Origin of the sequence: Natrinema hispanicum, from assembly GCF_004217335.1 — an archaeon.
In the GTDB taxonomy this organism is placed as follows: Archaea; Halobacteriota; Halobacteria; order Halobacteriales; family Natrialbaceae; genus Natrinema; species Natrinema hispanicum.
Window position 1 is genome coordinate 735,518 of record NZ_SHMP01000003.1, and the last position, 18,805, is coordinate 754,322.

Genomic DNA, 18,805 nt, shown 5'->3' on the forward strand with positions numbered 1-18,805 from the left:
GCCTCGAGTCGAAACCGTCCCCTTCTTTCACGTCTCCCCCTCTCGAGTCATCCATGCCCACTACAACGAACGGAAACGCCTCGCTATACTACGACCGCGCGGGCGAGGGTGACCCCGTCGTCTTCGTCCCCGAGGCCGGCCTCGGCGGCTGGCTGTGGGGGTGGCAACACGCCGCCATCGCCGGCCCCTACGAGGCCGTCGTCTGGGATCTTCGGGGAACCGGCCGGTCAGACGCGCCGTCCGGTCCCTACACCCTCGAGACGCTCGTCGCCGACCTCGAGGCAGTGCTCGCCGACTGCGAGCTCCGCAACGCCCACCTCGTCGGCTGTGGTCTCGGCGGTGCGATCGCACTCCAAGCGGCCCGGACCTCGAGTCGCGTCGCGACGCTGACGCTGTTTGGCACTGCCGCGTGCGGGGACGCGTTCGACCTCGAGCCCTTGTTCGCGCCGCCGGACGACCGCGACGCGCTTCGCGAGTCGCTCGAGGCGGGTCTCTCCGATGACTTCCTGGCGGCCCAGCCTGACGTGTGTGATGGGATCGTCGACTGGCGGGCCGATGGCGATGCCGACCGCGCGGGGTGGGACGCACAGGTCGCGGCGCTTGCAGACTTCGACGCAAGCGACTGGCTGGTCGAGGTGACGCAGCCGACGCGGGTGTTCCACGGGGGTGCTGACGAACTGGTATCGCCGTCGGCCGGCGAGGACCTCGCACGGGGGCTTCCACGCGGCGAGTTCCGCGACCTCGAGGGAGCGGGCCATCTCGCCTTTATCGAGCGCTCGCGGCTGGTCAACGATCTGTTGCTGGGCTTCCTCGAGGAGCAGACGGCAGCCGACGAGTAATCGGGTCCGACGACGGAGCGCTGGCAGGATCGATACCGACCGATCTGACCCGGCCTCGTGCTTGCGACTGACCCCCTATCTACTACGTACTCGAGCGTGGGAGAGACTGTCGTGACTCTCTCGCTGGCGCGGCGGGCCGACCACTTCCCGGATCGGACGGCGGTCGTCGACAGCTCCGAACAGCGGCTGTCCGATCCCGCCGAGACGGTCCACGAGGATCGGGTCTCCTATCAGGAACTGTCGACGCTCGCGGAGCGGATCGCCGAGCGCCTCGCCGCGCGTGGGATCGCCGCTGGCGACACAGTCTGTCTCGTTACCAGAAACCGGGTCGTCGCGCTCGCGCTGTGGTTCGCCTGTCGCAGGCTCGGTGCCACGTTCGCGCCGATCTCGCATCTGCTGACCCCCGCCTCGGTCGAGCGCCCGTTCGACGTCCTCGAGCCCGATCTCGTCGTCGCCGAAGCGGCCCAGCGCGATCTGGTGCGATCGATCCCCTTCGATCGGGCCGTGACGCTCGAGGCGCTGGCGGAGACGGACGGCGAGCCGATCGACCGCAACGAGCGACCGACGGATGTGACGCCGGCGCTGGCGCTCCACGGCGCGACCGGCCGCCCGGTCGCCAGCTACTCGGCTGCGGCCGTCGAGCGCAACTGTACCACGGGCGTCGTCGCGTGGGGGCTCGCCGCCAACGACGTCGTGCCGCTTCCGATGCCGCTGTCGACCGCCGCTGGCCTCGTCCGCGTCGCGCTGTCGGTGCTCTACGTCGGCGGCACGCTCTTGCTCGACCGCGCGTTCGACCCCGGCGACGCCACGACTGCGATGGCCGCGGCGGACGCGACGCTCCTGATCGGCCGCGAACGGGCGATTCGCGACATCGCAGCCGAATCCGGATTCGACAACGCGGTCGACTCGCTCGAGCGAGTCGTCTGCGAGGGACCGATCGGCGACGAGACGGTCGCGGCCTACCGAGACCGCGACGTTCCGGTTGTACCGGTTTACGGTCGCCTCGAGTGTCCGACCGCTATGAGCGGGCGATTCGACCCGGATCGATGCGATTCCGACGGGACCGGCGTTGGCAGCCCGGTGCCCGGCTGTCGGGCCCGTCTGGTCGACGAGGCGGGCGCGGTCCTCGAAGGCGTTGCCGACGGACAGGTGCAGCTGTCGGGGCCGATGCTCGCCGACGGCTATGTGGGCAGTCCCGACACAGACGCGGCCGACGATCGCGGTCGATTCGTGGACGGCTGGTTCCATACCGGCGACCGATTCCACCGTGATGAAGCCGGAGCCTACCACCTGCGGTGAGCCACAGTGCTGACTGGGACCGAGGTCTGTCACTCGGTTCGATTGTTGGGACCGACTCCAACTGGCTGTCACCGCTTACGGCAATGTCGGCACCGTACGCAAGGCCTATTTTCACCGAGTTGCCACTAGACCGTAATGCGTCACCTGCGAATCGCCGTCCTCAACGCGGCCCATCAGGACAAGAACACGACGCGGAACTTCCGGCGCGAACTCGACGCCTCGCTGTCGGAGTTCGACGCCACCGACGGGACGGTCCCCGACGGCTTCGACTACGACGGTGCCGTGGTCACCGGCTCACGGTCGTCGGTCTACTGGGACGAGGAGTGGATACAGTCCGTCAAGGCGTGGGTCGATGAGGCGATCGATCGCGACATTCCCTTCCTCGGAATCTGCTGGGGCCATCAGCTGCTGGCTGACGTCCTCGGGGGCACCGTCGACGACATGGGCGTTTACGAGGTCGGCTACAGCGAGATCGAACACACGGGCGAGTCACGCCTCTTCGAGGGCATCGACGAGACCTTCACTGCCTTTACCAGCCACTCCGACGCGGTCACTGAACTTCCGCCGGGTTCTGAATCCCTCGCCAAAAACGAGTACTCGAACCACGGCTTCCGTAAGGACCGGGTCTTCGGCGTCCAGTTCCACCCCGAGTACGACACCAAGACCGCCCGCGATCTCGTCCACCGGAAGGACCTCTCCGATGACCGTCTCGAGTCGATCCTCGCCGAGATCACCGACGAGAACTATCAGCGATCCTGCGAGGCGAAACTGGTCTTCGAGAACTTCCTCGAATACGTCCGCGAGGTGACGGTGGGAGACGAGACCGCCGAGGCTGCGAGTCACGACGCGCCCGCAGAAGCCAGCGGCTCCGACTGATCGTTCTGTCCGGGTTCGATCGAGACGTGTGACGCCGTCTTGTCGTGAGTCTCCCCGTCGAATCGAGTCACTCGAGTCGCGCACTGAAAACATCGTCGCGAGCGACGACCGCGAAAACCGAATCGTGGTTAGTTTGCGGCGATATCGACCTTTGCTTCCTCGGTCTTGCCGATGGCTTCGACGATGAGCTCAGCGACATCGACGATTTCGATGTCGTCCTCGAAGCCGCCGGTCTTGCGCCCGTCCTCGTACATCGTCATGCACATCGGGCAGGCGACGACGAACTTCTCGACGCCGCTGCCGGCGTCGGTATCCTCGAGTGCCTCACGAATCCGTTCCTCACTGGGTTTGGGCTCTTCTTCGAAGTCCATCCAGAGGCCGCCACCGCCGCCGCCACAGCAGAAGGAGTTGGCGCGGTTGCGGGGCATCTCGTCGAGCGTACAGCCCGTGGCTTTAATGAGTTCGCGCGGAGCCTCGTACTCGTCGTTGTACCGGCCGAGATGACACGGATCGTGGTAGGTGACCGTGTAGTCGAGTTCCGTCCCCGACAGCTCGAGGTGGCCCTCGGAGACGAGTTCTTCGACGGCTTGAGTCCAGTGAAGAACGTCGATTTCGCCATCGGCGTTCCACTGCTCGTCGTACTCGAAGGGCATCATCGGATCATCGGCGAACTCCTCGAAGTCGACCTCTGGGTACTCGTTTTTGAAGGTGTTGTAGGAGTGGGGGTCCGTACAGACGATCGTATCGAACTCGCAGTCCTCCCAGGTTTCGACGTGGTGGCCGGCGAGTTCGATGTAGAGGAACTCCTCGCCGACGCGGCGGATGTCGTTGCCGTCGAATTTCTCGTCGTCGAAGAGGATGCCGAAGCTGACGTCGGCTTCCTTCAAAATCGTGGCCAGCGAGCGCGCGACCTGCTTGTTGCGCTCATCGTAGCTGGGGAAGTCACCGACGTACCAGAGGTAGTCGACTTCTTCCTCGCGAGCATCGGCCACGTCGAACTCGAGTTCCTCAGTCCAGTCGCCGCGATTGCGGGGTGAGTCGCCGAAGGTATTGCCGTTTTGCATGACGTTCTGGAAGACGTCCTGCATGCTCGAGTCGATGTCACCCTGATCGGTCAGCTGGCGGTTGAGCCGGGTAAAGCTCTTGAGGTGCTCGATCTCGACGGGACAGGCGTCCATGCAGGCCATACAGGCCATGCAAGATTCCATCGTCTCGGCGTTGATCACCGAGGTGCCGCCGTCGGCGACGATCGGCTGTTCCTCCCCGCCGGCCTCGAGTTCCTCACGGTAGGATTTCAGATCGAGGATGACGTTACGCGGATCGAGCGGGCGGTCGGAGGCCTTGGCGGGACAGACCGACGAACACCGGCCACACTTGGTACAGGCGTCCTGATCCAGCAACTCTTTCCAGGTGAAGTCGTCGATGGATTCGGCGTTGGTCGCGTCTAGATCTGAGGGGACGTTCGGGAGGCGCTGGCCCGCTTTCTCATCCCGGGTGACGACGTTGGCAAAGGACGAAAGCATGTGGAACGGCTTGGCGTAGGGAATCCACGCGATGAAGAAGAAGGCGACCAGCGAGTGGGTCCACCACGCGAGCCAGTGGAGGTTCTCGACGTTGAATCCAGCTCCGTTGAGCCCAGCCTGCTCGGGACCCAGCGTCGCCAGTCCGAGCGCGTCGAAGCCAAGCGCCATCCCGTAGGCGACGAAGCTGACGACCTCGTGGTCGGGAATCCCGGCGCTGTAGACGCGCAGTCCCTCGAGCAGGAAGCCGCCGATGCCGAGGGCAAACAGCGTCCAGATGAACAGATCGTCCTCAGCGGAGGTGTGGCGGTCCCAGAGGCGGTGGTTACGGACCCAGTAGCGCCGGTAGAGGGCCATCCCGATGCCGACGACGAACAGCAGGCCCATCGCGTCGACCATGAACTGGTAGGCGAGATAGAAGTCACCGTTCCAAAACGAGAGGCCGAGGAGTTTCTTCGCAGCGTACTCTTCGACCATCAGGATGGAGGTCGCGATAAACAGCGTCAGGAACCCCCAGAGGATAAACGAGTGCATCAAGCCGCCGTAGAGGTCTCTGTTGAACTGCTTTTCGTTCGAGAGTACGATCTTGGCCGCGCTCACGACACGGCGTTGTAGATCGTCGAGACGAGGGAACGACTCCCCGTCACCCTGCGTGTACCGAGCGAACCGTCGGTAGACACCGTAGGTGAAGACGGCAACCGTAACGAACGCAAGGAAGTAAAACACCGCGTACTCGACACTGGTGATTCCCCAGTACGTCTCCCTTGCGACGTCTGCCTGTGCTAACGTATTCATGCACAATGAGGTGGGTGGCTGTGACTTAATTCTTGTTACACTCGTAGCCGATCCCGTTGCAGTCTTGCGGAAATTCCATAACTATTTTTAGTTTATAACATCGGTCTGCGCTCGACTACCCGTTCTCAACGTTATCTGGCAACAGGCTTAAATAGACTCCCGTCGGGAGTGTCCACCCATGAACGAGAAAACTGAGGAACTCCGTGATATCTTCACCGACGTGACCGACGGCGAGGACACCATCACTGAATCACAGGAGGATACCCGCGGCTCGCTCGAGCGAGACGAGCGATCGGACGAAGAACGCCTCCGCAGCGTCGTCCAGCAGATGCGCGAGCGCTACGCGTTCGAGACGCCGCTGTCCGACGACGAATTGATCACGGTCGCACGAGGATTCTACGACGAACGAAGCGACGCCGACCTCGCTGCCGAGTTAGCGGTCGACGAAGACGTGATTTTCGACGCGCGGCTGTCTTTGCATCTCATCGACGAGGACGACGCCGACGAAGTCGATCTCGCGGCGATCCGCGACCGCGAGGAAGACGACGCGGCGCTCGCCGCAGAATACGACGTTAGCGAGTCTCAGATCCGTCGGCACCGCCGCGTCGCCGAGGCACAGACCCAGTCCCGAACGGCCAACGACCGCTACCGCGACGAGTTCGACAGCATCCTCGCCGACGCCGACATCACCGAGCGCATGACCACCGACGTCCGCGAAGATGGCCTCGAGGACGCGACGGAAGGGATGGAGACGGACGTGGACTTCTAACGACCTTTTGCGCTGCGCTCCTTCGCGTTGCTCAGTCGCTCGGCAAAATCTCGAGAGAGCGAAGCTCTCTCGGACCTCGCGGGAGCGAAGCTCCCGCTTAGGGTCGATCAAAAGCACTCCTCCTTCCGTTTCGCTCACTGCGTTCGCTCCACATCAGTCGTCGGCCCACTCGCTCCCTTCGGTCGCTCGCGGATGCGGCACTGATTTCCGTCGACCCTCTCACGAACCGCCAGCGGACAGCCAGTGAATTACGCAGCGACCCTTTTTATAGGAACCCGCGGCCAGACGACTCGTGACCCGCACCCATGTCTCGTTCAGTGATCTCCGAACTGCCGCTTACTGCGCGCGAAAGTGTTACTATCAGCGGACCCTGCCAGACGAGGAGCGCGAGCCGCCACCAGAGGTCGAGGCGATCCGCGCACTCGAGCCCCGTTACGAATCCCTGCTCGAGGCTCCACCGGATGCCCTCGCATCCGAGCCCATTGCCGTCTCACCCGATCGCTATCGTGAGCGGCTGGCGGCGACGAAACGGCGACTCGAGGACACAGGCGACTGGGAACGGCTTCGGAATCCGGACGAGCGGGACGTGTTCGCGACTGGCCGGCACTGTCGTGGGATCGTTCACAAGGTGCTCGCCGACCCGCTCGAGCCGGTAGTGCTTTCGTCGGGTGCACCGCCCGAAACCGGCGTCTGGCAATCGCAGTCGGTTCACGCGGTCGCGGCTGCGAAAGCACTCGCCTGGGAGCACCAAGAATCAGTCGAGCGAGCCTGGCTCGAGTATCCTGCCTACGGTATGATCCGGTCGATCGACATGACGACCAGACGGAAGGCCCAGTATCGCAGCGCACTTCGGACGGTGCGCGAGTTAGACGGGCCACCGCCGCGGACGACGGCCCGGTCGAAATGCGATGCCTGTGAGTTCGCCACCGAATGTGGGGTCAAAACGCGGACCTTGCGGTCACTGCTGGGACTCGGCTGACGGGTCGATCAGTGCGTCTCGAGCCAGGTCTCGATTTCGTCGGCTTGTGCGCCCCGACGGTGGATCGTCGCCGATGAGACGTCGACGACGGTGCTTTCGGTACCGTCCGTTTCGCCGCCGTCGAGAACGACTGCGGCGGCCTCGCGGATCTCGGGATCGAGGTCTTCGAGTTCGCGGACGCTCGACTGGCCGCTGACGTTCGCGCTCGTCGCCGTAATCGGCGTGCCGGCGCGTTCACAGAGTCTGAGCGCGAGGGGATGATCCGGCACGCGGACCCCAACGCGGTCGCGACCCGCCGTGAGTTCGTCCGGGATGGCTTCACGTCGCCGACAGAGGACCGTCACGGGCCCGGGAAGAAACGTCGCCATGAATCGCCGTTCCCGTTCGGTCGCACGGACGTACTGCAGCGCCGACGGCACCGATGGCACCGCAAACGACAGTGGCTTCGATCGATCGCGTCCTTTCACCTCGAAGACCCGCTCGACGGCGTCGGGCTCGAGTGCCGCCGCGCCGAGGCCGTAGACGGTCTCGGTGGGGTAGACGACGAGGTCCCCGGTGTCGATCGCCTCGGCTGCACGGTCGAATTCGCTCATTCGATTCGAACTCGGCCGATCTCGGGCAAAAAGCTGTCGCTCAGGAGTTTATTCGAGGCCGAGTTCCGTCTCGAGGTGGTCGTAGTCGGGGAACTCGGGCCAGTCGGTGGCGACCCATGCACTCTCGACGGTGCGATCCGCGTCGAGCGCGAAGAAAGCGATACGGGGTTCGCTGATGCCGGTCATGCCGTCGAGGTCGTGGGCGATGCCGTAGGACTCGGCGATCTCGTTTCCGGGATCGGCGAAAAACCGGACGGGGTAGTCGTTGTCCTCGAGAAACCGTGTGACCTCATAGGGAGTCGAGGCCGTGAGGCCGACGACTTGACCCATACGCTCGTCCCAGTCGCGGGCCGTGAGTTCGTCCCAGACGTACTTTGCGAGAAAGGAGCCCGTCATCGGCGTGAATACGAGGACGGTCGGACCGTCGCAATCCTCGACGAGCGCTGAGAGCGATCGGTCCTCCCAGAACTCGTCGGTGACCAGTGGGCGGGTGAACGCAGGCGCTGTCTCGCCGGGGTCGGGATGGTCCGCTGGGCCGAGGTCGACGACATCGAAGTCGAGCATCAGTCGTCACCCCCCGCGTTCGCCGCGGCTGCGTCGGGATGGGAGGCATCGGCGTCGCCGTAGGTCGTCTCGAGGTAGCCGACGATGTTTTCGCTCTCGGCCATCGTGACGCCGGTGGTGTCGTCGACGATGACGGGGACGGTTCGGACGCCGGCGACGCGTTTGACGACGTCCCGGTCGGAATGCATCGGTTCGACGAACCGCGATCGGTAGTCGAGATCGTACTCGCCTAACAGCCGGGCGACCCGCTCGCAGAACGGACAGCCCTGCAGCCGGTAAAACGTAATCGGTGGCTCGGCGGTCTCACTCATGGGCGAATGTAGCGCAAACGACCCGGTAAACGTGTCGTCGGCGGCGGCGATGGCCGTTAGTGATCCTCGAATAGGAAACTGTTAACCGATTCAGGGATAAGGCTGTATATCAATGGCGTTGTCTCCGCCCCTCGAGGCCGTGTTGGCTGTCTATGAGGTCCCGCTGGTGGGACTCGAGATCGATCAGTCGGTGGTGACGATCCTCGGAGCGCTCGCCCTCGTCGGACTTGTTGGTCTCTCAGCGTTCTTCTCGTCATCCGAAATCGCGCTGTTTTCGATCCCGAAACACCGCGTGGAAGGGATGGCCGAAGACGGGATTCCTGGCGCAGAGCGCGTGAAGGCGCTCAAGGAGGACCCACATCGGCTGCTCGTGACGATCCTCGTCGGGAACAACATCGTCAACATTGCGATGTCGTCGATCGCGACGGCGATCCTCGGGTTGTACCTCGGTGGGCTGACGGCCGTGACAGTTGCCACGCTCGGGATCACTGCCGTTGTCTTGCTGTTCGGCGAGAGCGCGCCCAAGTCCTATGCGGTCGAGAACACCGAATCCTGGTCGATTCGTGTCGCCGGGCCGCTGAAAGTCGCCGAGAAGCTGATGTTCCCGCTCGTCGTCCTCTTCGATTATCTCACCAGACAGATCAATCGGTTGACCGGCTCGACGGGGGCGATCGAGACACCGTATGTCACCCGCGACGAGATTCAGGAGATGATCGAGTCCGGCGAGCGTGAGGGTGTCTTGGAAGAAGAAGAACACGAGATGCTCCAGCGGATCTTCAGGTTTAACAACACGATCGTCAAGGAAGTCATGACGCCGCGACTGGACATGACGGCGGTGCCGAAAGACGCCACGATCGACGAGGCGATCGAGACCTGTATTCAAAGCGGCCACGCCCGCGTGCCTGTCTATGAGGGTAGTCTCGACAACGTCTTGGGCGTCGTTCACATCCGCGATCTCGTCCGCGATCTCAACTACGGCGAGTCCGGGACCGACGAACTCGAGCTCGCCGATCTCATCCAGCCGACGCTGCACGTTCCCGAGTCGAAAAACGTCGACGAGTTGCTCTCGGAGATGCGCGAAAATCGGATGCATATGGCGATCGTCATCGACGAATTCGGTACCACCGAGGGGCTGGTGACCATGGAGGACATGATCGAGGAGATCGTCGGCGAGATCTTAGAGGGTGGCGAGGAACAGCCGATCGAGACGATCGACGAGGATACCGTCCTCGTCCGTGGCGAGGTCAATATCGAGGACGTCAACGAAACCCTCGAGATCGATCTGCCCGAGGGCCAGGAGTTCGAGACGATTGCCGGCTTCATTTTCAACCGTGCGGGTCGCCTCGTCGAGGAGGGCGAGGAGATCACCTACGACGGTGTCCGCATTACGGTCGAGACCGTCGAGAACACGCGGATCATGAAAGCGCGACTCAAGAAACTCGCGGTGCCCGACGACGACGCTGCAGCGGAACACGACGAGACAAATCCGGTGGAGATCGACGAGAACAATACGTAATCGCGTCGCGGTTACTGCTCCGCGTTGACGATCGCTGCAACGTCGCGTGCGACTGCGGGCGGGACGACAAGTCGACGCGGTCCTTGGACGTACTGTCCGCCCGGCTGGGCGTAGCGAAGCGACAACACGGCGGCATCGCCGATCGGGCGAACCGAGACGTCCTCGATCACCGTGAGATCGATCGCCTGTTTCGGCTCGTAGAGGTAGATCGTCTGGGCATCACGATCGAGCGTACCGACCGACTGCAGAAACGAGGCCAGCACGAGTGCGACGAGCGCAAGCGGGAGTAACAATGTGACCAGCGCGGTGAAGGGGCTGGCACCGACGGCTAGCAATTCGTTCTGTGAGATGTATCGGCCGATACCCAGCAGCGAGCCGATAACGATTCCCATCACGACCGTGCCGACGGCAGCGTCCATTGCCCGATCTAGGCGTGTCCCCGACGGGACATCGCCCGGGAGCCACTCGAGATAGCGCTCGGGCTCGTCCGTGGCGGCGAGTGCGAGGACCGTCGTGGTCAGCGCTGCGAGGAGGGCGATGACGACGATGCCACCGCCGACTCCGCTGGCCATTCGGTACAGCCGCCAGCTGACGACGATACTGATCGCGGCGAAGAATGTGCTGACGCCGAAGGTCCAGAGCAGCCGAACGGTACGCGAAGTGTTCGCGTCACGTCGCCACTGGACCGCATCGTCGGGGAGTTCGGTGCCGTCGACGGCGTCCTCGTCCATACTCGATGTCACGACCCGTCGTGTAAAGACCGTTCGATGTTGCTTGATACTACCGGACAACAGTCAGTGAATACTCGATCGCGTCTCGAGTGCGATCGATGTCTGAACCGTTTTGTCCGGCAGTATGAGGACCGCATACGGTCTGCTGTCAGTCAGTGCCGGCGGGGCCGCGACCCATCCTGCGATTGCACCGGGACGTTGGGACAGCAGCCAGTCTCACAGCAGGAGTGCGCTGACAGCGGTGTAGCCGACGTAGCCGACGACGATCGAACCGGCCAGCGACCCGATCCACGCAAGGACGGTAAGGCCCATTTTACGAGCGCTGACGCCACCGCCAGCGCCGGCTGCCGCGTAGCCGCTCCCGATGATCGCGCTGACGATGATCTCGTTGAACGAGACCGGGATACCGAAGAACACCGCGGCCTGCGCGATAATAAACGAGGGGATCAGCGCCGCGATCGATCGGCGCGGCCCCAGCGAGGAGTAGTCCTGCGAGATCGCCTTGATCATCCGTGGCGCACCGGTCCACGACCCGAGCAGTAAGCCAAAGCCACCGCCGACGAGCATCGCGAGCAACGGTAACTCGAGTTGGTTCGTGAGCGGAATCAACGGGCCGATCGCGAGCCCGACCTGACTGCCGCCGGCCGAGAAGGCCACGAGACCGCCGAGAACGAGCAGGAAGTGCCGTTCGCCGCGTTCGGTTCCGTTGCCGAGATCGAGCGCGATCGCGCCCGCCCACAGCGACGCGATGAGCAGCGTGGCCACAGCGGTACCGGCAGCCGCGGGGACGGGAAGCGAACTGCCAGAGACCTGCGCGATCGACGCGCCGCCGGCCCCCGAGCTGAGGATCGCGAACTCGATGTTGGCGACGATCGCACCGACGATGGCGGCCAGCCCGATCACGAGGTGTTCCTCTGCGATCGCGTCGGCCCGCAGGGCTCGAGCGACTGCGTACGCGATTGAGCCGCCGACGAACGGCGTCAGCACCCAGAGGGTGGCGATCTCGGTGTATTTCGCCCACGCTGGGTCGCCGCCCATGGCGAGGCCGGTCCCGATGACCGCGCCGGTGACGGTAAACGCCGTCGCGATCGGATATCCGGTGAATATGCCGGTCGCCACCAGCACAGCCGCGATGAGCAAGGCGAGCGTGGCGGCGGTCGACGACAGCGTTACCCCGCCGATGAGTTCGGTGCCGACCGCCTCGGAGACGTTCGCCCCCTGCAACACCGCGCCGGAAAAGCCAAGCAACCCGACGAGAAAGCCCGCTCGCATCACCGAAATCGCGTTTGCGCCGACTGCCGGGGCAAACGGCGTCGACCCGCTCGAGCCGGCACCGATCGCCCAGGCCATGAAGAGACTCGCGACCGCGGCCACGGCGAATGCGCCGGCTGTGGCGATATCGACCATCTACTCCCTTCCTATTGGATGTTCCTACAAGTGTGTGCCGACCTTCGGCTGGCGGTGGGGGCTGTCGCTGTCTCTTGTGCCGACGCGGTCAGTTCGTCGTCGACTTGGAGTTGTCGTCGGGTTCGGGTGGGGGCTCTGCACCTTCGATGGCTTCGGCGGCATCGGTATCTTTCTCGACTTCGACGTGCCAGCGGTCGATCTCGTCTTCGTACTCGGCGAGGCGGTCGGAGACTTCCTCTTTGAGCTCGTCGTCGTTGACGTTGATCTCGAAGACGAACTGCTCGCTGCTGTCGCCGTTGCGTGCCGACTGCTGGATGTTGGCGCTGACGAGTTCGTTGTCGAAGTAGTACGGCGCGAGTTGGGTCATCACGTTCTGGTAGACCGTGTCTTCGACTCGTCGGAGCGCCTTTCGCCCTGCGGAGTCGGCCGCTCGCGCGACGTAGTCGATCGACTCCTTCCAGGTGCCGACCGCCGCCTCGGCGTCGTCGTCCTCGAGCCGTTCGTACGACTCCGAGAGTTTCTCGCCGGCGGTTTTGATGTCTTCGTCGGGTCCTTTCCCGGCCTTTTCTCCTTTGCCCTCCTCGACGCTGGCCTGATCGGCCGTCTTCTCGCTGACGTCCGACTCGAGGGTCTCGTGGGCTTTGGGACGCCACTCCTCCCACTCCTCGAAGGCGGCGGTGTAGTCCGCGTCGGCGGCCTGTTCGGAGTTGTGGACATCGATCTCTCGAAGCGCGCGCGTGATGCGTTCGCCGTGTTCGACGATGTCGCCCCAGTCACCGCGAACCTTGAATCCCGAGATACTCTCTTCCATTCGGCTGGCCGACTGATAACGTGCGAACGAGTATAAACTTCTCTGCCGGCACCTGTCAGGGTGACAATGGCCTTTTTTCGTGTATCTGGACTCGAGGCCCGCATCAGCCGTGGGGACACGACAGAGCACATATCGTCGAATGCAACCATGTCTATCGTGACCGGTGGCCGAGGGGATCGGTGTGAGGCTTGTGGTTGATCGATACTGTGAACTATCCGGCGAGTGGCTGTACGGGTATGCCGATTGAAGACCGGGATGATGCCTATCTCATCACGCACGCACTGGCAAAGGATACGCTCTCGCGCCTGCGCGATGTCGAGACCGAACAGGTCAGCTTCCGGAAGGGGTTGGTTAAACTCGGCCGGATCTGTGGCTACGAGATCATCGACGGGCGGATGGAAACCGAGTACGTCGAGATCGAGACGCCACTGGAACAGACGATGGGCGAGCGCGTCAAGGGACTGGACAATGTAGTTATCATCAACGTCTTGCGCGCCGCGACGCCGTTCGTCGAGGGCCTGCTGAAGGCCTTCCCGCGGGCACGACAGGGTGTCATCAGCGCCAGCCGCGACGAAGAGGCAGGTCGTGAGGAGGACGGTTCGTTCCCGATTTCGGTCGACTACGTCAAACTACCCGAGATCACCGAGGAGGACACGGTCATCATCGCCGACCCGATGCTCGCGACGGGGAGTACGATGTGTACCGTCCTCGAGCACGTCATCGAGAACTCACCAGAACCCGAGAACCTGATCGTCCTTTCGGCCGTCTCGGCACCCGAAGGCCTGCTCCGCGTCGGCGAAGAACACGACGAGGCCGACCTGCTGACGGTCTCGATCGACGACCGCCTCGACGACGACGGCTTCATCGTTCCCGGCCTCGGCGACGCCGGTGACCGGGCGTTCCGGACGACGTGAGCCGCGTGTACGCTGGCTCTCACTGAACGGGAACCCGGACTTTTGTTGATCGTCGTCAATCGAACTGCTCTGCGCGACAGTGTCGTCGATCCGGACGACTGCGCGGACGTCGATAACCGTCCCTGCGATCGGCGTGAACTGGTTCGGTTGCTGTATTGACGATCCGGGCTCGAGTGTCCGCTCTTCTGCGACGGTGTCGTGTCGCAGGTGTCGACCCTGAGCAGTGCGTTTATCGGGCAGCGCTGGATGACCGCGGTGGCGAGGCGGTCGCTACCGGCGACGAACGTGAGCGTCTCGGGTGTCCGCTGTCGGGTTCGATAGCCGACGACGAGGTGTCCCCTCGCGAGACGCACACGGCCGGCCCGATCGATTCCACAGCCGTTCCTATCCATGCGCAGTCGACCACGACGGAGTCGAGTCTAGATTCCTTTGCCTTCGTCAGGACCAGTCGAATCCGATCGTTGCCGACAGTCAGAATATTAATTATATATCTTATATCATGTGATGTGGATAATATTGATGAACAAACATTTGTTGGTTGTCCATAACTGGCAACAAATGTGGAAATATGACCCTTTAAAATTGATAATGCATAAATAGCCTCGCTATTATCGTGGAAGTATGTCATACGATCTCAACAGACGACAATTCGTGACAGCAGCAGGTGCTGTCGGTTTGACGGCACTCGCCGGCTGTAGCGGCAGTGACAGTGCAGGCGGAAACACTCTCTCGTGGCACGCTGGTGGCACTGGCGGCACGTACTACCCACTCTCGAACAACTTCAAGACGATCGTCGAGGATAACACGGACTACTCGCTGCAGGTACAGTCGACCGGGGCGAGCCTCGAGAACGTCGGTAGTCTCAACCGCGAGGATGCCGACTTTGCGCTGATCCAGAACGACGTCGCGTACTTCGCAGTCAACGGCACAGGCCCCGAGGAACTCCAGGGCAACCCGATGGAAAACATTCGTGGCGTCGCAACGCTGTATCCCGAAACGATCCACGTCATCACGCAGGCTGATTCGGGGATCGAGACGATCCAAGACCTCGATGGTGCGACGATCAACACTGGCGACGCGGGCAGCGGGACGCAGGTCAACGCGTTGCAGATCCTCGAGACCGCCGGTATCGAGGAAGGTGACTTCACCGAACAAAATACCGACTTCGATACGGCGACGGACCAGATTCGCGACGGCGACATCGATGCAGCCTTCGTCGTCGGCGGGTGGCCGGTCGGCTCCGTCGAGAACCTCGCGACCAGTGCAGGTATTTCGCTTGTCGAAATCTCCGGCGAGACGCGTGAGAACGTGATGAACGACGCTGAGTGGTTCGCCGAGGACTCGATTCCCGCCGATACCTACAACGGCATCAGCGAGGCCGTCGAGACGGTGTCGATGCAGGCGATGATTGCGACCCACGACGGTGTCGACGAAGCGGTTGTCGAAGCCGTCACGACGGCGATCTTCGACAACGTTGACGCCATTGACCAGAAGTCCGAGTTCATCACTGTCGACTCGGCACAGGACGGCATGCCGATCGACCTCCATCCGGGCGCTGCGGCATACTTCGGCTAAACCAAACAGCGCAACCACCTCCGTAATTTATCGACCGTGAATCGCCTACCGTACCGCTATCTGGCTGTTATCGTGGCCGTCCTCGTACTGGTTGGAGCAACAGCAACCGTTACATCGACTGCGTCGGCACAGCGAACGCTCGTCGTCACCGATGCAGACACCGGCGACGAGCTGCTTTCGGTGCCGGTCGACGATGGCGACGTCGTGACGCTCTCGTACACTCACAGCGTCGAGAAGACGACCGTCGAAGATATTTACGTCGTCGATGGGACTCAGCTCCGAATGGATCGAATGGTGTTCCATTCACACGGTGCTGGCCTGCCGTCGGATGCACCGATTAAGACGACCGAGGAGGGACTCGTCCTCGAGTTCGACAAATCGTACGACGAAGTCGGCGTCGTTCCGGGCTGGATCGCCGGACACGAACTCATCGTCGACGGTGAACGTTACGACTTGGTCTCGCTTTCCGATGACGCAGTCACCCTCTCGGTAACCGAGCGCACGCTCGTCGACGAACTCCGCCAGTCTGCGGCCCGAGCTGTATCGATAGACGAACCGAGAAGTTCACACATGATACCATGAGTACAGACACACAGGACGCGGAGTCTCTTTCGAACGAAGAACAGGACGAATTACTACAGGAGGTCGAGCGAAGTCGCTCCCATCAGGGGCTATCGGCTGCATTCGTCGCCCTGATCGGCATCACGTTTTCGGCGTTCCAAATGTGGATCGCAGCCCGCAGCTACCAGTTCAGCGCGACACTGCCGGGTATCGGGACCGTCGAAATCGCGTCGCTCCAGCCGTTGCAGGTGTACACGATCCACGTCACCTTCGCGCTCGTCCTCGCGTTTCTGTTGTTCCCGGCGAGCACCGGCGACGGATTCGTTGCCCGCCGCCTCGGCGCAATCGTTCCCGCCGTCAGCGACCGATTCGGTCCGGACAGCCCCGTCACGCGGGCCGTCGAACGACTCCGTGACGGCGTCCGGTGGGCAGCTATCGACCCGAGCCTGCGTCGGATTACACCGCTCGACGCCTGTCTCGCCGTTATCTCGCTGGTCCCGGCCTACTACGTCGTGACCTCGTACGACGAAATCCAGCGGCTGGCGACATTCGGTATCCAATCCGGTGTGCCACTCGGCGAGGCCGTCCAGCCACTCGGGCCACTCGCCGCCGTGCTGACCATGATCTTGCCACTCCAGGGGCAGTCCGGCGCGTTCCTGCTTGGCGCACTCGGCATTCTGCTCGTGCTCGAGGCGACGCGCCGGACGCTCGGCGTCGTGCTCATGTCGCTGATCGCGTCGTTCATCGTCTACGCCCGCTGGGGGTATTTCATCCCGAGCGATTCGGCGATCGGTGCGCTGGCGATCCAGCCCGACACCTGGGCGAGCATCGTCTACGACCTCTGGTACACTACGGAAGCGGGCATCATGAGCACGCCCGTTTCCGTCAGCGTTCGCTTCATCTACATCTTCATCCTCTTCGGGGCCTTCCTCGAGATGAGCGGTGCCGGTAAGTGGTTCATCGACCTTGCGTACTCGATGACCGGCACCAGAAAAGGCGGGCCGGCGAAAGCGAGCGTCGTCTCGAGTGGCTTCATGGGGATGCTCAGCGGCTCGTCGATCGCCAACACGGTGACGACAGGCGCGTTTACGATCCCGCTGATGAAACGCTCTGGCTACTCACCCGAGTTCTCGGGTGCAGTGGAGGCGTCGGCCTCCTCTGGCGGACAGGTTCTTCCGCCCGTGATGGGCGCGGCCGCGTTCCTCATCGTCGAGTTCACTGGAACAGCGTACTCTGACGTGATCATGGCCGCGACCCTGCCTGCGATCGCGTTCTTCTTCGGGATGTGGGTTATGGTCCACTTCGAGGCGGTCCGTGGCGGAATCGGCGGCCTCGCGCGTGGGGAACTCCCCGACGGCCTCGCGAAGTTCCGCGCCGGCTGGTTCTATCTGATTCCGCTCGTCCTCCTGATTTACTTCCTGGTCATCGCTCGCCTGTCGATCAACCGCGCCGGCTGGTATACGATCATCGCTATCACCGCGTTGATCGCCGTCGTAGCCGCCTACGACGAGCGCAGCCGTGTGCCGCTGCTCGGTTCGATCGCCGCGATCACGCTCGCTCACACCGCCGCCTTCGCGACCTATGGCGTCGGCCTCGTGAGCGCGGTGCAGGTCCTGCTCGGTCTCGGGTCGGCGGCCGATCCGTACGCGCTCGGTGCCGCAGCGGGCGCTGCCACGGCGGATCTCGGATCGATCGCGATCGCCGTCAGCACCGTCTTCCTGTTCGCTCGGCCGCAGGCGAACGCACCGCTGCTCGAGCTCGACGACTCGATCGACGAGTCCGCACGTCGGTCTGCGGCGTCGCTCGGTCGCCCGTCGCTCGCCGACAACGCCGGCTACCGCTTCGGGACGTTCGTCCTGAAATCGATGGACTCGGGCGCACGAACCGCGACCACAGTCGTCATCGCCGTCGCGGCGGCGGGCGTCGTCCCCGGCGTGATCAGCGTCTCCGGGCTCGGTCCGAACCTCGCAGCGCTTATCGACGCCGTCAGCGGTGGCTCGATCCTGATCCTGCTTGCTCTGACCGGCGTCGCCGCGATCATCTTCGGAATGGGGATGCCCACGACCGCGATGTACATCATCCTGGTCGCGATGCTCGGCAGTCCGATGGAGGACCTTGGTGTCTGGGTCGTCGCGGCTCATCTTTTCGTCCTCTACTTCGGCCTGATGGCTGACGTCACACCGCCGGTCGCCGTCGCCGCCTTCGCCGGCGCGGGCGTCGCCAAAGCCGATGAACTCAAGACCGCGACCGCCGCGTTCCTCCTCTCGCTGAACAAGATCCTCGTCCCCTTCGCGTTCGTGTTCTCCCCGGGCATCCTGCTCGCACGGAACGTCAACGGCCAGTGGGGACTCATCGGCTGGAGCGACGTTACGGAGCTTCGCTTCTTCCTCCCCGAGGTCGTCGTCCCCATCCTCGGGATGTTCCTCGGCGTCTACGCGCTCGGGGTCACGATCATCGGCTACCAGTACTCGTCGGTCGGCGCTGGAACACGCACGCTGTACGCGATCGCCTCGATCCTGCTGATGGTGCCCGAAGTGCCGCTGCTCGTCCTCGAGGGCGCACTCGCACTCGCCGGCGTCTCCGTCGGGCTCACCGGCCTCTCGGCGACGCTCCTGCTTCGCGTGCTCGGCCTGGCGATCCTCGTCTCGCTGTCACACCGAAACTACACGCGACTGTCCGGGACTGACCTGGAATCCGCCACGCCGAACCCGAGCGAAGCGTAACGCACTCGTCGCGTTTCAGTTC

Annotated in this window: 17 protein-coding genes and 1 pseudogene; 10 read left to right on the plus strand and 8 right to left on the minus strand. The window is 63.2% G+C overall.

The window, feature by feature from the left end; translation table 11 throughout:
• The first annotated feature begins 53 nt into the window (after window positions 1–53).
• From BDK88_RS04395 to BDK88_RS04405, 3 genes are all read left to right on the plus strand, one after another.
• Window positions 54–839, plus strand: a complete 786-nt coding sequence (locus BDK88_RS04395) for an alpha/beta fold hydrolase (protein WP_130499329.1) — start codon at window positions 54–56, stop codon at window positions 837–839.
• A gap of 96 nt (window positions 840–935) precedes the next feature.
• The gene (locus BDK88_RS04400) at window positions 936–2,138 is read left to right on the plus strand and encodes a class I adenylate-forming enzyme family protein (RefSeq protein WP_130499330.1); all 1,203 of its coding nucleotides are present in this window, start codon (window positions 936–938) and stop codon (window positions 2,136–2,138) included.
• A gap of 135 nt (window positions 2,139–2,273) precedes the next feature.
• A complete protein-coding gene (locus tag BDK88_RS04405; protein ID WP_130499331.1) occupies window positions 2,274–3,014 on the plus strand; it encodes a type 1 glutamine amidotransferase in 741 nt (246 codons plus the stop codon).
• Window positions 3,015–3,142: 128 nt separating this feature from the next.
• Here BDK88_RS04405 and BDK88_RS04410 read toward each other — a convergent pair whose 3' ends face one another.
• Window positions 3,143–5,329: a (Fe-S)-binding protein gene (locus BDK88_RS04410; RefSeq protein WP_130499332.1), complete on the minus strand. Its 2,187-nt coding sequence runs from the start codon at window positions 5,327–5,329 to the stop codon at window positions 3,143–3,145.
• Window positions 5,330–5,507: 178 nt separating this feature from the next.
• Between BDK88_RS04410 and BDK88_RS04415 the strand changes: the two genes are divergently transcribed.
• Window positions 5,508–6,098 carry a conditioned medium-induced protein 4 gene (locus BDK88_RS04415; RefSeq protein WP_130499333.1) on the plus strand — a complete coding sequence of 197 codons (591 nt, stop codon included), beginning with the start codon at window positions 5,508–5,510 and terminating at the stop codon, window positions 6,096–6,098.
• Between the two features lie 292 nt (window positions 6,099–6,390).
• Complete coding sequence (locus BDK88_RS04420) at window positions 6,391–7,077, plus strand: hypothetical protein (RefSeq protein ID WP_130499334.1); 687 nt, start codon at window positions 6,391–6,393, stop codon at window positions 7,075–7,077.
• Between the two features lie 8 nt (window positions 7,078–7,085).
• Here the strand turns inward: BDK88_RS04420 and BDK88_RS04425 are convergent, their stop codons facing one another.
• The 3 genes from BDK88_RS04425 to BDK88_RS04435 are packed head-to-tail and all read right to left on the minus strand — an operon-like array spanning window position 7,086 to window position 8,545.
• Complete coding sequence (locus BDK88_RS04425; protein WP_130499335.1) at window positions 7,086–7,670, minus strand: L-threonylcarbamoyladenylate synthase; 585 nt, start codon at window positions 7,668–7,670, stop codon at window positions 7,086–7,088.
• 48 nt (window positions 7,671–7,718) lie between these two features.
• Window positions 7,719–8,234, minus strand: a complete 516-nt coding sequence (locus BDK88_RS04430; protein WP_130499336.1) for a redoxin domain-containing protein — start codon at window positions 8,232–8,234, stop codon at window positions 7,719–7,721.
• Window positions 8,234–8,545, minus strand: coding sequence for a glutaredoxin family protein (locus tag BDK88_RS04435; protein WP_130499337.1), 312 nt, complete (start codon window positions 8,543–8,545; stop codon window positions 8,234–8,236). Before BDK88_RS04435 ends, BDK88_RS04430 begins: the two co-directional genes overlap by 1 nt.
• A 112-nt stretch (window positions 8,546–8,657) precedes the next feature.
• Between BDK88_RS04435 and BDK88_RS04440 the strand changes: the two genes are divergently transcribed.
• Window positions 8,658–10,061, plus strand: coding sequence for a hemolysin family protein (locus BDK88_RS04440; protein WP_130499338.1), 1,404 nt, complete (start codon window positions 8,658–8,660; stop codon window positions 10,059–10,061).
• 11 nt (window positions 10,062–10,072) lie between these two features.
• Here BDK88_RS04440 and BDK88_RS04445 read toward each other — a convergent pair whose 3' ends face one another.
• From BDK88_RS04445 to BDK88_RS04460, 3 genes are all read right to left on the minus strand, one after another.
• Window positions 10,073–10,792, minus strand: coding sequence for a hypothetical protein (locus tag BDK88_RS04445; RefSeq protein ID WP_130499339.1), 720 nt, complete (start codon window positions 10,790–10,792; stop codon window positions 10,073–10,075).
• A gap of 216 nt (window positions 10,793–11,008) precedes the next feature.
• Window positions 11,009–12,199: an inorganic phosphate transporter gene (locus BDK88_RS04455; protein ID WP_130499340.1), complete on the minus strand. Its 1,191-nt coding sequence runs from the start codon at window positions 12,197–12,199 to the stop codon at window positions 11,009–11,011.
• A gap of 88 nt (window positions 12,200–12,287) precedes the next feature.
• Window positions 12,288–13,010: a DUF5828 family protein gene (locus BDK88_RS04460; protein WP_130499341.1), complete on the minus strand. Its 723-nt coding sequence runs from the start codon at window positions 13,008–13,010 to the stop codon at window positions 12,288–12,290.
• Between the two features lie 236 nt (window positions 13,011–13,246).
• Here BDK88_RS04460 and upp point away from each other — a divergent pair, with 236 nt between their 5' ends.
• Complete coding sequence (upp, locus tag BDK88_RS04465; protein ID WP_130499342.1) at window positions 13,247–13,924, plus strand: uracil phosphoribosyltransferase; 678 nt, start codon at window positions 13,247–13,249, stop codon at window positions 13,922–13,924.
• Between the two features lie 209 nt (window positions 13,925–14,133).
• On the opposite strand, the pseudogene BDK88_RS04470 reads toward upp, so the two are convergent.
• Window positions 14,134–14,316, minus strand: a pseudogene (locus tag BDK88_RS04470) (YgaP-like transmembrane domain); the annotation flags it as partial.
• Window positions 14,317–14,545: 229 nt separating this feature from the next.
• Here BDK88_RS04470 and BDK88_RS04475 point away from each other — a divergent pair.
• From BDK88_RS04475 to BDK88_RS04485, 3 genes are all read left to right on the plus strand, one after another.
• A complete protein-coding gene (locus tag BDK88_RS04475; protein ID WP_130499343.1) occupies window positions 14,546–15,499 on the plus strand; it encodes a TAXI family TRAP transporter solute-binding subunit in 954 nt (317 codons plus the stop codon).
• A 72-nt stretch (window positions 15,500–15,571) separates the two neighbouring features.
• Entirely contained in the window at window positions 15,572–16,081 is a 510-nt protein-coding gene (locus BDK88_RS04480; protein ID WP_242611609.1) for a DUF1850 domain-containing protein, read from the plus strand.
• Entirely contained in the window at window positions 16,078–18,783 is a 2,706-nt protein-coding gene (locus BDK88_RS04485) for a TRAP transporter permease (protein WP_130499345.1), read from the plus strand. Before BDK88_RS04480 ends, BDK88_RS04485 begins: the two co-directional genes overlap by 4 nt.
• Window positions 18,784–18,805: the final 22 nt, after the last annotated feature.